Origin of the sequence: Lysobacter silvisoli, from assembly GCF_003382365.1 — a bacterium.
In the GTDB taxonomy this organism is placed as follows: Bacteria; Pseudomonadota; Gammaproteobacteria; order Xanthomonadales; family Xanthomonadaceae; genus Lysobacter; species Lysobacter silvisoli.
In genome coordinates, this window is the sequence record NZ_QTSU01000003.1 from 460,230 (window position 1) to 474,036 (window position 13,807).

At 69.2% G+C, this 13,807-nt stretch carries 14 protein-coding genes; 12 read left to right on the top strand and 2 right to left on the bottom strand.

The genetic code is table 11. The features are described from left to right. Nucleotides 1-187 precede the first annotated feature (187 nt). From DX914_RS17060 to DX914_RS17090, 7 genes are all read left to right on the top strand, one after another. Complete coding sequence (locus DX914_RS17060; protein WP_115860953.1) at nt 188-379, top strand: hypothetical protein; 192 nt, start codon at nt 188-190, stop codon at nt 377-379. Between the two features lie 226 nt (nt 380-605). After that, nucleotides 606-1,046 (top strand): hotdog fold thioesterase, encoded by a 441-nt coding sequence (locus tag DX914_RS17065; RefSeq protein ID WP_115860955.1) that lies wholly within the window; start codon nt 606-608, stop codon nt 1,044-1,046. Between the two features lie 58 nt (nt 1,047-1,104). Continuing rightward, nucleotides 1,105-1,911, top strand: a complete 807-nt coding sequence (locus DX914_RS17070; RefSeq protein ID WP_115860957.1) for a lysophospholipid acyltransferase family protein — start codon at nt 1,105-1,107, stop codon at nt 1,909-1,911. A gap of 28 nt (nt 1,912-1,939) precedes the next feature. Next, a complete protein-coding gene (locus tag DX914_RS17075; protein WP_115860959.1) occupies nt 1,940-2,941 on the top strand; it encodes a YheT family hydrolase in 1,002 nt (333 codons plus the stop codon). A 212-nt stretch (nt 2,942-3,153) separates the two neighbouring features. Continuing rightward, nucleotides 3,154-5,226, top strand: a complete 2,073-nt coding sequence (locus DX914_RS17080) for a tetratricopeptide repeat protein (protein WP_115860961.1) — start codon at nt 3,154-3,156, stop codon at nt 5,224-5,226. 87 nt (nt 5,227-5,313) lie between these two features. Continuing rightward, on the top strand, nt 5,314-5,943 hold the full coding sequence (locus tag DX914_RS17085; protein WP_115860963.1) for a YbhB/YbcL family Raf kinase inhibitor-like protein: 630 nt from the start codon (nt 5,314-5,316) through the stop codon (nt 5,941-5,943). A gap of 178 nt (nt 5,944-6,121) precedes the next feature. Further along, nucleotides 6,122-6,697, top strand: a complete 576-nt coding sequence (locus DX914_RS17090; RefSeq protein ID WP_115860965.1) for an RDD family protein — start codon at nt 6,122-6,124, stop codon at nt 6,695-6,697. Nucleotides 6,698-7,051: 354 nt separating this feature from the next. Here DX914_RS17090 and DX914_RS17095 read toward each other — a convergent pair whose 3' ends face one another. Together DX914_RS17095 and DX914_RS17100 are read right to left on the bottom strand one after the other, a co-directional pair. Next, a complete protein-coding gene (locus DX914_RS17095) occupies nt 7,052-7,873 on the bottom strand; it encodes an META and DUF4377 domain-containing protein (protein ID WP_115860967.1) in 822 nt (273 codons plus the stop codon). A gap of 122 nt (nt 7,874-7,995) precedes the next feature. Continuing rightward, nucleotides 7,996-8,802: an undecaprenyl-diphosphate phosphatase gene (locus tag DX914_RS17100; protein WP_115860969.1), complete on the bottom strand. Its 807-nt coding sequence runs from the start codon at nt 8,800-8,802 to the stop codon at nt 7,996-7,998. Between the two features lie 252 nt (nt 8,803-9,054). Here DX914_RS17100 and glnA point away from each other — a divergent pair, with 252 nt between their 5' ends. From glnA to DX914_RS17125, 5 genes are all read left to right on the top strand, one after another. Next, on the top strand, nt 9,055-10,464 hold the full coding sequence (gene glnA, locus DX914_RS17105; protein WP_115860971.1) for a type I glutamate--ammonia ligase: 1,410 nt from the start codon (nt 9,055-9,057) through the stop codon (nt 10,462-10,464). 67 nt (nt 10,465-10,531) lie between these two features. Beyond that, nucleotides 10,532-10,987: a GNAT family N-acetyltransferase gene (locus DX914_RS17110; protein WP_115860973.1), complete on the top strand. Its 456-nt coding sequence runs from the start codon at nt 10,532-10,534 to the stop codon at nt 10,985-10,987. A 203-nt stretch (nt 10,988-11,190) separates the two neighbouring features. Next, on the top strand, nt 11,191-11,967 hold the full coding sequence (locus DX914_RS17115; protein ID WP_115860975.1) for a TorF family putative porin: 777 nt from the start codon (nt 11,191-11,193) through the stop codon (nt 11,965-11,967). A 28-nt stretch (nt 11,968-11,995) separates the two neighbouring features. Next, nucleotides 11,996-12,334, top strand: coding sequence for a P-II family nitrogen regulator (locus DX914_RS17120; RefSeq protein WP_115860977.1), 339 nt, complete (start codon nt 11,996-11,998; stop codon nt 12,332-12,334). Between the two features lie 101 nt (nt 12,335-12,435). Next, a complete protein-coding gene (locus DX914_RS17125) occupies nt 12,436-13,728 on the top strand; it encodes an ammonium transporter (protein ID WP_115861274.1) in 1,293 nt (430 codons plus the stop codon). Nucleotides 13,729-13,807: the final 79 nt, after the last annotated feature.

A 13,807-nucleotide genomic window follows, 5' to 3' on the forward strand; every position in this document is an offset into this window, starting at 1 on the left:
TCATGCCACATCCAACGCAACCCTGCGGCCGCAAACCCCATCTGTATAGGCAAGTCCCAGTGTTGCAGCCCCCGCCCAGCTAGTAGGTCTTCGGTGGGGTGACTTCCGGCATATGGAACAAGCTGCCAGGTGTTGTAGTCTACCAACACACCGAAGCACTAACACTCCCACGACCCAGGAAACCGCCATGAACGTCTCCCGCCTGTTCGACCGCACCGTCTCTACTCCGAGTACCACCCCCCGCCCTGCGCCGGTCGCCCCGGTCCGCCACGTCCACCGCGAACGCGACTTCGGCGTCGGCTACGGCAACAGCAGCGGCTACGCCAGCAACCGCCGCTACAGCAACGACTGGGCGCAGCCGCGCTTCCGCTTCGGCTAAGCATCAAGGTGTCGCCCTGGTCGTGTGTCGGTACGCGCCATAAGCGCCGGGATCGGCGCGCTGCGGCCCTCTCCACGCAGCGTGCCGGTCCGAAGGCCCCCGCCTATCGCCGCCTAGCTTTCGCAACACCGTCCCCCTAGACGCAGGCAGCCCCCGGTCTCCGACCGTCCCCCGGCTGACCTGCGTTCTTTTTGTCCTGGCGCCGCCGCCCGGCTATCGTGGCGCGATGACCGCCCCCACCGCCCCGCGGACCGTGTTCCGCCGCCCCAGCACCCTGGACCAGCTCAACGCGCTCTCGCGCGGCACGGCCATGGAGCCGCTGGGCATCGTGTTCACCGAGATCGGCGCCGACTACCTGCGCGCGACCATGCCGGTGGACGCCCGCACCCACCAGCCCTACGGCCTGCTCCACGGCGGCGCCTCGGTGCTGCTGGCCGAAACCCTGGGCAGCAGCGCCGGCATGATGTCGGTGGGCGAAGGCCAGGGCTGCGTGGGCATCGAGATCAACGCCAACCACCTGCGCGGCGTGCGCGAGGGCACGGTCACCGGCACCGCCCGCCCGCTGCACGTGGGCGCGCGCACCCAGGTCTGGGAGATCCGCATCGAGGACGAGGCCGGGCGCCTGGTCTGCATCTCGCGCCTGACCCTGGCGGTGATCGAGCGCTGAACGCGGCCCCGGCGCGGCGCTCTCGCCACGCCGTCGGCGCTTCGGTATCGTGAGCGCAATGAATGCGCCGTCTCCCCACGCCGGCGCGGCCGCGCGCCCCGCTGCGCCGGCCGCGCGCGCGCTGCGTTACCTTATCCGCGTACCCATGCTGCTGTGGCACCTGCTGGTGCACCTGCCGCTGGTGCTGTTGCTGATCACGCCCCTGACCGGCGGTATCGCGGTGGGCGGCGAGCGCCTGGAACACCGTCTGATCCGCGCCTGGTCGGCCGGCCTGATGCGGGTGTTCGGTTTCCGCCTGCGCCGCTACGGCACCCCGCTGCCGGGCGCGGCCATGTTCGTGGCCAACCACGTCAGCTGGATCGACATCGAGGCCCTGCACAGCCAGCGCATGATGGGCTTCGTGGCCAAGCGCGAGATCTCCAGCTGGCCGGTGGTGGGCTGGCTGGCCGCGCGCGGCGAAACCATCTTTCACCACCGCGGCAGCACCGAGTCGCTGGGCGGCGTGCTGCACGAAATGCTCGCGCGCCTGCGCGCGGGCCGTTCGGTGGGCGTGTTTCCCGAAGGCGGCACCCGTGGCGGCGGCGAGATCGGCCCCTTCCATGCGCGCATCTTCCTGGCCGCGGTCGAAGCCGGCGTGCCGGTGCAACCGGTGGCGCTGCGCTACGGCGCCGGCGGCGACGCCCAGACCGTGGTCGCGTTCCAGCCGCGCGAAAGCTTCTTCGCCAATTTCCTGCGCCTGCTCGGCGAACCCGCGCGCATCGCCGAAATCCACTTCCTGCAGCCCATCGCCCCCGGCGATGCCGACGGCCGCCGCCGCATCGCCGACCTGGCGCGGCAGCGCATCGTCGATGCGATGACGGGCTGAGCCGCCGCGCCGTCCAGCGCACGCCGCCATGGCCGACACCGAGCCGACCGCCAACGACTACCGCCCGCCGCGCTGGCTGCGCAATGCGCACGTGCAGTCGGTGCTGGGCTCCAGCCCGCTGCGCCGGCGCAGCGCCGAACGCCGTTTGCAGGCCCTGGGCGCGACCACCACCGAACACCTGATCGACGGCGGCGACGGCGTGCGCCTGCAGGGCTTGCACAGCGCGGTGCCGGGGCAGAGCTCGCGCGGCCTGGTCCTGCTGCTGCACGGCTGGGAAGGCAGCGTCGATTCCAACTACATGCGCATGACCGCGGCGCAGCTGCTGGGCCGCGGCTTCGAAGTGTTCCGGCTCAACTTCCGCGATCACGGCGACACCCATCACCTCAACGAAGGCCTGTTCCACTCCAACCGCATCGGCGAAGTGCTGCACGCCGCGCAGGACGTGGCCGCGCGCTTCCCGCGCCGGCCGCTGGCGGTGGCCGGCTATTCGCTGGGCGGCAACTTCGCCCTGCGCCTGGCCCTGCAGGCGCCCGAGGCCGGGCTGCCGTTGGCGCACGCGGCCGCGGTGTGCCCGGTGCTGGACCCGGCCCGCACCATGGACTCGATGGAGCAGGGCCTGCCGATCTACCTGTGGTACTTCGAGCGCAAGTGGCGCGGTTCGCTGGCGCGCAAGCGCGAGCTGTTCCCGCAGTTCCACGATTTCGACGACCGCACCCTGGGCCTGCGCATGCGCCCGCTGACCCAGTGGATGGTCGAGCGGCACACCGACTACGGCACCCTGGACCGCTATTTCGACGGCTATTCCATCGCCGGCCCGCGCCTGTCGGCGCTGCAGGTGCCGGTGAGCATCCTGATGGCCGAGGACGACCCGGTGATCCCGATCCAGGGCTTCCGCGAACTCGATCTGCCGGCCAATGCCTGCTTGGAGATCGCGCCTTGGGGCGGGCATTGCGGGTTCCTGGAGAACGCGCGGCTGGACGGGTTCGCCGAGCGCTGGATCGCGGGGCGCTTGGCGGCGGCGCTGGGGTAAGGCGGAGCAAAAGCAAATCCCCCGGCCCCCCTTTTTCAAAGGGGAGAGCAGCATGGCGGGCGATTGGGGTGCACGCACTCCCCCAAATCGGGTTCCTCCTTTTGAAAAAGGGGGGGCAGGGGGGATTTGCTCTTAGCCCCCAAGCCCCCGTCAAAGCGCAAACCCGCCCGCCCCCCTACAATCCCCCTCTTATCCCAGCCCGAAGCAGATCCATGTACGAAACCACCCTCGACGCCCTGCGCCGCGGCGCAGCGGCGGAGGCCCTGGCCGCCGCCCAGGAACTGACCGCGGCGCAGCCGCAAGACCCGCACGCCCACCGTCTGCTCGCCGCCGCGCGCCGCGCCGGTGGCGACCGCGACGGCGCCCTGGCCGCCCTGGACCAGGCCCTGGCGATCGCGCCGGAAGACGCCAACCTGCACCTGGAGCGCGCCGGCCTGCTGCTGGACGCGCGCGAACTGGATCAGGCGCAGCGCGCGCTGGCCCAGGCCATCGGCCTGGATCCCAACCAATTCCCCGCCTACATCGTGCAGGCGCAGCTGGCGATCAGCCGCGGCGACCTGGACGAGGCCGAGCGCCTGGTGCGCACCGCCGCGCGCATCGCCCCCGATCACCCGCAGGTGGCCGCGGTCGAAGGCACCCTGCTGCTGCGCCGCGGCGATGCCGATGCCGCGCTGTCGCTGCTCAGCGGCGCGGCCGAGCGTTCGCCCGACGAACCGCAGCTGCGCCACGCGCTGGGCTTCGCCTACCTGGCCAAGGGCCATTACGCCTTCGCCGAACAGGCCTTCCGCGGCCTGATGGAACGCCACCCCGCGCAGAGCGCGTCGCTGCGCGTGCTCATCGTCGAGCTGATGCGCCGCCAGGGCCGCACCGTCGAAGCCGCCGACGAACTGACCCGGCTGGCCGCCAGCGACGACAGCCCCGGCCTGCAGCGTTGGCTGGGCGAGATCGAACTCGAAGCCGGCCGCACCGACAGCGCGCTGCCGCGCCTGCGCGCCGCGCTCGCGGCCGAGCCGCGCGACCGCCGCACCCTGTCGGCGCTGATCGAAGCCTGGCGCCGCCTCGGCGACGCCGACGACGCGCGCACCACCCTGGAAGCCGCGCTCGCCACCCATCCGCAGACCGACGACCTGTGGCGCGCGCGCCTGCTGTTCGAACCCTTCGCCGGCGACGAAGCGCGCGCGGTGGTCGAACGCTGGATGGTGGCCATGCCCGACTACATCCCGGCGCTGGAAGCGCGCGCGACCATCCACGATCAGGCCGGCGAGCGCGAACAGGCCGACGCCATCGCCCACCGCATCGTCGAGCTCAACCCGGGCGACACCCGCTCGGAGCTGCGCATCATCGACAGCCTGATGCGCAGCGACGCCGATGCCGCGGTCAGCCGCGTGGAAAGCCTGCTGGCGCGCGCGCAGGACGAACAGGTCAAGCTGACCCTGCGCCACCTGCTCGGACGCACCCTGGACAACGCCGGCCAGCCCGGCGCCGCCGCCGCGACCTGGATGGAACTGCAGACCGAGGCCGCGCCCAGCCGCCTGCCGCTGCCGCCGGTGACCACCCCGCGCACCAACTGGCCGGACCTGGCGCCGCTGCCGGAAGATCCCAAGGGCGTGCTGCTGCTGTGGGGCCCGCCGGGCTCGCTGGTCGAACGCATCGCCCAGACCTTCGACATGGCCCAGGGCCCGCTGCGCGCCGACCGCTTCGGTTCCAACCCGCCCAACGATCCGCTGCAGCGCTACGGCACCGCCGAGGCCCTGATCGACGGTTCGCTGGACCCGGCTTACGCGATCCGGCTGTGGCGCGCGGCGCTGCCCACGCGCGGCATCCACGACGGCGCGATCTTCGACTGGCTGCTGTGGTGGGACAACGCGCTGCTGTTGGCGCTGCGCCCGCACCTGCCCGAGGCGGTGCTGATGATCGCGCTGCGCGATCCGCGCGACATGCTGCTGGACTGGCTGGCCTACGGCGCGCCGGCGCCGTTCAAGTTCGAATCGCCGGAAATCGCCGCGCGCTGGATGGCCCAGGTGCTCAACCAGATCGCCGCGCTGCACGAGCAGGACCTGATGCCGCACCGTCTGATCAAGCTCGACGAGATTTCGCAAAGCCCCGGCGGCATCGCCCAGGCCATCGCCGACGCGCTGCAGATCACCATCAGCGCGATGCCCGACGAAGCAATCGGCCCGCAGCGCTTCGAGCCGGGCCATTGGCGCGCGTTCGCCGAGCCGCTGGCCGAGGCCTATGCACTGCTCACCCCGGTGGCCAAGCGCCTGGGCTATCCGGAAAGCTGAGCCCAAGCGGCCGTCGCGCCCTCGCGACGGCCGCTGCGGCAGCATCGGTTTTTTATCGCGTCAGTCCCCACACGCCACGGAGGCGGCATGCAGATCCATAGCGACAGTTTCGAACACCGCGCGCGCCTGTCCGCCGATTTCGCCGCCGGCCAGCCCACGGCCGACGGCTACGGCTTCGCCGCCAACCGCAATCCGCACCTGGCCTGGAGCGGCGCGCCGCAGGGCACGCGCTCGTTCGCGCTGCTGTGCCTGGACCCCGACGTGCCCACCGTGGGCGAGATGGTCGGCCGCGACGACGTGCAGATTCCGGTCGAGCAACCGCGCACCGATTTCTGCCATTGGGTCATGGTCGACATTCCCGCCGACGTGAGCGAGATCGCCGCCGGCAGCTGCAGCGATGGCGTGGTCGCGCACGGCAAGGCCGACCCGGCCGGCCCGCGCGGCGCGCGCCAGGGCCTGAACGACTACACCGGCTGGTTCGCCGGCAACGCCGACATGGCCGGCGACTGGCGCGGCTACGACGGCCCGTTCCCGCCGCCCAACGACCTGCGCCTGCACCGCTATTTCTTCCGCGTGTTCGCGCTCGACGTCGAACGCCTGCCGTTGCCCGAGCGCTTTACCGCCGCCGACGTGCAGCGCGCCATGCACGCGCATGTGCTGGCCGAAGCGTCGATCTACGGCACCTATTCGCTGAATCCGGCGGTGGCGTCCGCGTAAAGCGCCGCTGCGGCGCATCTGTGCGAGGCGCGCCGCGCCTCGCCGGCCGGTGGGTGTTGAGTGCCGCCATGCTCAACGTCACCACTCAATGGCTATCGTTTTGGCGCATTCCCATCCGGTATCCCTGCTGGCACCGCCGCAACCCTGCTAAGGTCGCCGCATTCCTGGGGGGGAACCGATGGACGAACACGACCCGTACCGCGCATCCAGCGCGGCGCTGACCGCGCCGCTGGAAAAGCTGGACATCGAGTCCACGACCAAGGTCCGCCGCTTCTTCAACTGGCTGATCGACAAGGCCGTGGGCTACGCCTGCTGGGCGGTCGGCGCCGCTGTCGCAGTCGTCATCTTGGGTGAGCCGGCGGTGCAATGGTTCGAGGAAATGTCGCGTTTGCTCGAACTAGTGCTCTCCGTCGTTTCGATGTTGGCCTACTACACCCTCATGGAAGGCGCGTTCGGCTTCACCATCGGCAAGCTGATCACCAACACCCGCGTGGTCGACGAATACGGCCGGCCGCCGGGCTTCGGCCGCGCCCTGCTGCGCAGCCTGTGCCGGTTCATCCCGTTCGAAGCCTTCTCGCTGTTGATGAGCGAGGACAGCGTGCGCCGCGGCTGGCACGACTCGCTGGCGCGCTGCTACGTGATCGACCGCCCCCGCAACGGCGCACCCGCCGGCCGCCCGCGCCATTCCATCAGCGATCAGTTCGCCGACGGCGTGCTGCCGCCGGCCAGGCCCGCCGCGGAATCCGCGCCCTAATCGCAGCGCCTCTTGGCCTTGGGGTAGGAGCGGCGTAAGCCGCGACCGTGATGCCGCCCTGACTGCGCAGCCCCGCCGCCGCTCGAATTTACGCGTCGCGGCTCACGCCGCTCCTACCCCAAAGCGGGCGATGCGTAGGCGGGCGCACCGCCTGCCGCCTGTGGGAGCGACGTAAGTCGCGATTGGTCCACTCGCCTTTCGGCCTTCCAATCGCGGCTCACGCCGCTCCCACAGACAGCAGGCAGCGCAGGCGCGGTACAGGCTAAGAACGTAATGCGCGCGCGCCCGTGAAAGCTGTGCCGCGACGCGCAATTCCGCATCGCGGCGCAGCCGCTACCGTAAAGCCGGCGGCGCTTACTTCGCCACCACTTCCGATTCGACCACCATATCCAGCACGTACGCCACCGACGAGGCATCCGCCGGCGGGTTCTTGATGTCGTACTGCTTCACCCGCAACACGTTGCGCACGCCGGCCTGGTGTTCGTAGCCCTCGATCTCCTGGTACAGCGGCTGCCAGGCGGCATCGGTCTTGGCGGCCACGCCGTTGGCGTCGTAGCTGCGCTCGCGCACCTGCAGGCACCGCATGTTCGGAATCAGCGGGTGCGAGCAGGGCGCGCGCTGCGCGGCCACTTCGAAGAACACGGTCTTGCCTTCGCCGCCGTAGCGCGTGGCCGGCGTGGGCGCGCCTTCGAAGCGCAGCTGGTCGCCGTTGGCGGCGGTCAGCAGCAGGCTGGGCGCGTCGCCGCCTTCGATCTTGGCCGGCAGGGTGCCGCGCAGGCGTTCGCCGACCGCGGTGTCCAGTTCCATCAAGCCGCGGTCCTGGCAGGCCATCAGGGTTTGCGCCATGTCGCCGAAGGTCAGGCCCTTGGCATCGCGCGTGTAGCGGCCGTTGGCGCCGTTGCAGCCGCCGCTGACGCTGACCCGGTCGCCCTTGAAGTCCAGCTGCAGCGGGCGCTGCGGGTTGGGCGCCAGCACCGCGATCGCCTTGCCCGACGCGTCCTGCGCGCTGGTCAGGCGCCAGTGGTAGGCATCGAGCTTGATGTCGGCGCTCGCATCGGCGGCGGTACCGGCCGCGGTCGTACCGGCGGCGGCACCCTGCTGCGGATCGGTCGAGGTGTTGGACGCGCAGGCGGCCAGGGCCAGGCTGAGCAGGGCGGGGGCGAACAGGGTCTTCATGGGGCGATCTTCCATTGCGAATAACGAACCGATGCGAACGCAGCGGGGCAGCCACTGGGGCTGCGCCTATTCAGGATCGTTCAGGCGGCGGAAAGAAAGCGTGAAAAAGCGGTATCGCGGGTTCAGCTGCCCGAGGGCATCAACAGCAGCAGCGCCGCGCCCAGGGCGAAGCGGTAATAAGCGAACGCAGTGAATCGGTGGCTCTGGATGTAGCGCAGCAGCCACTTCACCGCGATGAAGGCGGTCACCGCCGAGGCGACGAAGGCCACGGCCAGCGCGGTCCAGTCCTCGTTCGCCGCGGCCGGGGTGCCCAGCACGTCCAGGGCCTCGTAGGCGGTGGCGGCGAACATGGTCGGGATGCCGACCAGGAACGCGAACTCGGTGGCCGCCGCGCGGCTGGTGGTGCCGGCGAGCAGGGCGACGAAGATGGTCGCGCCCGAGCGCGAGGTGCCGGGGAACACGCCGGCGATCACCTGGGCCACGCCGACCAGGATCGCCACCGTCCAGCTGATGTGGCTGCGCTCGCCCAGGACCTGCGCGCGCTTGGCCGCGTAGTGCTCGGCCAGCAGCATCCAGATGCCGCCCAGCACCAGCGCCCAGGCGATCGGCAGCACCTTGTCCGGCAATTCGAAGCCCAGCTTCTTGACCGCGATGCCCAGCACCGCGGTCACGCCGAAGGCGACGATCAGCTTGAGCAGGTAGTCGCGGTTCTCCGGCTGCATGAAGCCGGTGGCCAGCTGCCACAGGCGCTGGCGGTAGATCAGCACCACCGCCAGGATCGCGCCGGCCTGGATCGAGATGTTGAACAGGTCCGAACGGTGACCGAGCCAGTGCTGGGCGATCAGCAGGTGGCCGGTGCTGGAGATGGGCAGGAATTCGGTGATGCCTTCGATGATGCCGAGCAGCAGCGCGGCGAGCAGATCGGTCATGGAGTGGGGCTGAGCCGGATGACGGGGACGAAATCGGGCTCAGGATAGCTCAAAGCGGGTTTGCACCTAAATGGTGCAAATCCATCCTCGGTTGCACCAACTGATCGCATTGCTGCGGTGCACCCAAGATTAATTCATTGAAAATCAATGTCTTGAGATTCTCCGAATGTTGGCACGTGGCTTGCTTTGTCTAGCCCAGGCAGCCACCACGCCGCGCAAGATCCCCTTTCCCTAGCCCACCGGATCCAGTCCATGTCCCTCGAACACGTCGAAAAGCTCATCAAGGACCACAAGATCGAATTCGTCGATCTGCGCTTCACCGACATGCGCGGCGTCCAGCACCACGTGACCTTCCCCAAGTCCATCGTCGAGCCGGCGCTGTTCGAGGACGGCAAGATGTTCGACGGCTCCTCGATCAGCGGCTGGAAGGGCATCAACGAGTCGGACATGATCCTGCTGCCCGACGCGTCCACCGCGTTCCTGGATCCGTTCACCGCCGATCCGACCCTGGTGCTGACCTGCGACATCCTCGATCCGGCCACCATGCAGGCCTACTCGCGCGACCCGCGCGGCGTGGCCAAGCGCGCCGAGGCCTACCTGAAGTCCAGCGGCGTCGCCGATCAGGCCTTCTTCGGTCCCGAGCCCGAGTTCTTCATCTTCGACTCGGTGCGCTACGCCAATGAAATGGGCCACACCTTCTTCCACATCGACTCGGAAGAGGCGCATTGGAACTCGGCCAAGGAATACGAAGGCGGCAACAGCGGCTACCGTCCGGGCGTGAAGGGCGGCTACTTCCCGGTCGCGCCGCTGGATTCGCTGCACGACCTGCGCGCCGAGATGTGCAAGACCCTGGAGCAGGTCGGCATCGAAGTCGAAGTGCACCACCACGAAGTGGCCAACGCCGGCCAGTGCGAGATCGGCACCAAGTTCAACTCGCTGGTCAAGAAGGCCGACGAGCTGCTGACGATGAAGTACATCATCAAGAACGTGGCCTTCCGCAACGGCAAGACCGCGACCTTCATGCCCAAGCCCATCGTCGGCGACAACGGCAGCGGCATGCACGTGCACCAGTCCTTCGCCAAGGGCGGCGTCAACCTGTTCTCGGGCGACGGCTACGGCGGCCTGTCGCAGCTGGCGCTGTGGTACATCGGCGGCGTGTTCAAGCACGCGCGCGCGATCAACGCCTTCACCAACTCGGGCACCAACAGCTACAAGCGCCTGGTGCCGGGCTTCGAGGCGCCGGTGATGCTGGCCTACTCGGCGCGCAACCGTTCGGCGAGCTGCCGCATTCCGTACGTGGCCAACCCGAAGGCGCGCCGCATCGAAATGCGCTTCCCCGACCCGATCCAGTCGGGCTACCTGACCTTCGCCGCGCTGATGATGGCCGGCCTGGACGGCATCAAGAACCAGATCGATCCGGGTGCGCCCAGCGACAAGGACCTGTACGACCTGCCGCCGGAAGAGGAGAAGGGCATCCCGACCGTGTGCCACTCGCTGGACCAGGCCCTGGAAGCGCTGGACAAGGATCGCGACTTCCTCAAGGCCGGCGGCGTGTTCACCGACGACTTCATCGACAGCTACATCGCGCTGAAGATGCAGGAAGTGACCAAGTTCCGCGCGGCCACTCACCCGCTCGAGTACCAGATGTACTACACCGTCTAAGCCCAAGCTCGCGCGCGCCGGGACGCGATCCCGGTGCGCGCATTCCACGCTGCCGCCAGGAGCACCGATGCAGATCCGCGCCGGACAACTGGACCATCCGCAGGTGATCGCGCTGCTGCGCGAACACCTGCAGGGCATGGCCGAGCTGTCGCCGCCGGAAAGCATCCACGCGCTGGACCTGGACGGTCTGCGGCGCCCGGAAATCAGTTTCTGGAGCGCATGGCAGGACGAGGACCTGCTCGGCGTGGGTGCGCTCAAGCAGCTCGACGCGGAGCACGGCGAGATCAAGTCCATGCGCACGGCCTCGCGCCACCTGCGCAAGGGCGTGGCCGCGGCGATGCTGCAGCACCTGCTGGGCGAGGCCGCGCGCCGCGCCTACCGGCGCCTGAGCCTGGAGACCGGATCGATGGACGGCTTCGCGCCGGCGCGCACGCTGTACGCGCGCTACGGCTTCGAGCCCTGTCCACCGTTCGCCGACTACGTCGACGACCCCAACAGCGTGTTCATGAGCAAACGGCTGTAACCCCCACGCGGCCCGCGGCGCAAGCCACGGGCCGCGTGCTTTTCCACCATCACCAGCACAAACAGGAGACCCAACCGACGGGCTACGCCCCGCCGCCAGGCGAGTGCGTCCCCGAAGAAACGCGGGCACCCAGCTACGTCCCGCTTTCGAGAGCACGAATGCAATGACCGGGGAGGGGCCACCGCTTATGAGGAGCCTGCGTCATGTCGTCTCGTACCAACGCCCGCAACACCGCGATCGCGCCTGCCGCGCTCGCCCTCGCGTTCGCCCTGTCCGCGAACGCGCCCGCGCACGCCGGTGCCTCCGGTTCGGTGAGCCTGAGCAGCGACTACGTCTTCAGAGGGGTGTCGCAGACCAACCAGGAACCCGCCCTGCAGGGCGGCATCGAGTACGCGTCCGACAGCGGTTTCTATGTCGGCGCCTGGGGCAGCAACGTCAGTTGGCTGTCCGACACCGTCGTCGTCGGCGACGACATTTCCAGCAGCCTGGAGCTGGACGCCTATGCCGGCTATCGCGGCAAGGCCGGCGAGCGTTTCGCCTACGACGTGGGCGCGCTGTACTACGGGTATCCCGGCGACTACCCGGGCGGCTTCAACAGCCCGAATACCGCCGAACTCTACCTGGGCGCCACCGTCACGCCGACCGACACGCTGTCGCTGGGACTCAAGGCCTCCTACGCCCTGACCGACCTGTTCGGCTACGCCGATTCGGACGGCAGCGCCTACCTGGACGCCTCGCTCAACTGGACCTTCCAGCCGACCTGGACCTTGAACCTGCACGGCGGCAAGCAGTGGATCGAGAACAACGAGGCCTTCGAGTACACCGACTGGAAGGTCGGCGTGACCAAGGCCTTCGACCACGGCTTCAGCATCGCCGCCGCCTACGCCGACACGGACGCCGAGCAGGCGCTGTACACCAATGCGCACGGCAACGACATCGCCGGCGACGCATTCACCCTCACCCTCAGCAAAGCGTTCTGACGCGCCGCTGCACCTACGGAGCTGCGAGATGAAACTGATCACCGCGATCATCCGCCCGTTCAAGCTGGACGAAGTGCGCGAGGCGCTCACCGAAGTCGGCGTATCGGGCATCACCGTCACCGAAGTCAAAGGCTTCGGCCGGCAAAAGGGCCACACCGAGCTGTACCGCGGCGCCGAGTACGTCGTCGATTTCCTGCCCAAGCTCAAGATCGAATGCGCGGTCCCCGACAGCCTGCTCGACGCGGCGCTGGAAGCAATCCAGAACGCCGCCCGCACCGGCAAGGTCGGCGACGGAAAGATCCTTGTGCTGCCGGTGGAGAACACGGTGCGCATCCGCACCGGCGAACTCGACGACGACGCCCTGTGACCCCTGACGCGAGTAACGATATGAAGACGCATGCATTGAAGTGCCGCTCGCGCGAGCGGTCGTTGCGAACCCTGGCCCTGGGCGCGCTGCCCGCGGCCGCGATGTTGGCGCCATGGGCGGCGCGGGCGCAGGAAGCGGCCGCGGCGGCCGAGCCGGTGGTGGACAAGGGCGACGTGGCCTGGATGCTGACCTCGACCCTGCTGGTGCTGTTGATGACCGTGCCCGGACTGGCCCTGTTCTACGGCGGCCTGGTGCGCTCCAAGAATGTGCTGTCGGTGCTGATGCAGGTGCTGGCGGTGTTCTCGCTGATCGTGCTGCTGTGGGTGGCCTACGGCTACTCGCTGGCCTTCGCCGGCGGCGGTGCGTTCATCGGCACGTTCGACAAGCTGTTCCTGGCCGGCGTGAGCAAGGACACCCTGGCGGCCACCTTCAGCGCCGGCGTGGCCTTGCCGGAGTTCGTGTTCGTGGCCTTCCAGTCCACCTTCGCCGGCATCACCGGCGCGCTGATCGTCGGCGCCTTCGCCGAACGCATCAAGTTCTCGGCGGTGCTGCTGTTCTCGGCGATCTGGTTCACCTTCGCCTACCTGCCGATCGCGCACATGGTCTGGTACGGGCCGGACGGCTATCTGTTCGCCAAGGGCGCGATCGACTTCGCCGGCGGCACAGTGGTGCATATCAACGCCGGCATCGCCGGCCTGGTCGGCGCCTACTTCGTCGGCAAGCGCGTGGGCTACGGGCGCGAGGCGATCAAGCCGCACAACGTGACCTTCACCATGATCGGCGCGTCGCTGCTGTGGGTGGGCTGGTTCGGCTTCAACGCCGGCTCCAATCTGGAGGCCACGGCAGGCGCCGCCTTGGCCTTCCTCAACACCTTGCTGGCCACCGCGGCGGCGGCCCTGGCCTGGAGCCTGGTGGAGAAGCTGATCAAGGGCAAACCCTCGATGCTGGGCGGCGCGTCGGGCGTGGTCGCCGGCCTGGTCGCGATCACCCCCGCCTGCGGCACGGTCGGGCCGATGGGCGCGATCGCCATCGGCGCGATCGCCGGCGCGGCCTGCGTGTGGGGCGTGCACGGGCTCAAGCGCCTGCTGCGCGCCGACGACGCGCTGGACGTGTTCGGCGTGCATGGCCTGGGCGGCATCATCGGCGCGCTGCTCACCGGTGTGTTCAGCGCGCCGGCGCTGGGCGGTTACGGCCTGGGCGCGGGCAACGACAGCATCGCCGCGCAGGTGGGGGTGCAGGCGCTGAGCGTGGGCATCACGGTGCTGTGGTCGGGCCTGGTGTCGGTGCTGGCCTTCGCTGCGATCAAGCTGCTGTTCGGCTTGCGCGTGGCCGAGGAAGCCGAGCGCGAAGGTCTGGACATCACCTCGCACGGCGAGTCGGCCTACGAGAGCTGATCGGGACGGGCCGGAGGCACGCCTCCGGCCCGGACACTGCCGTCTCTTCGCCGCAGCGGCGCGGGCCGCGCGCCGGTCT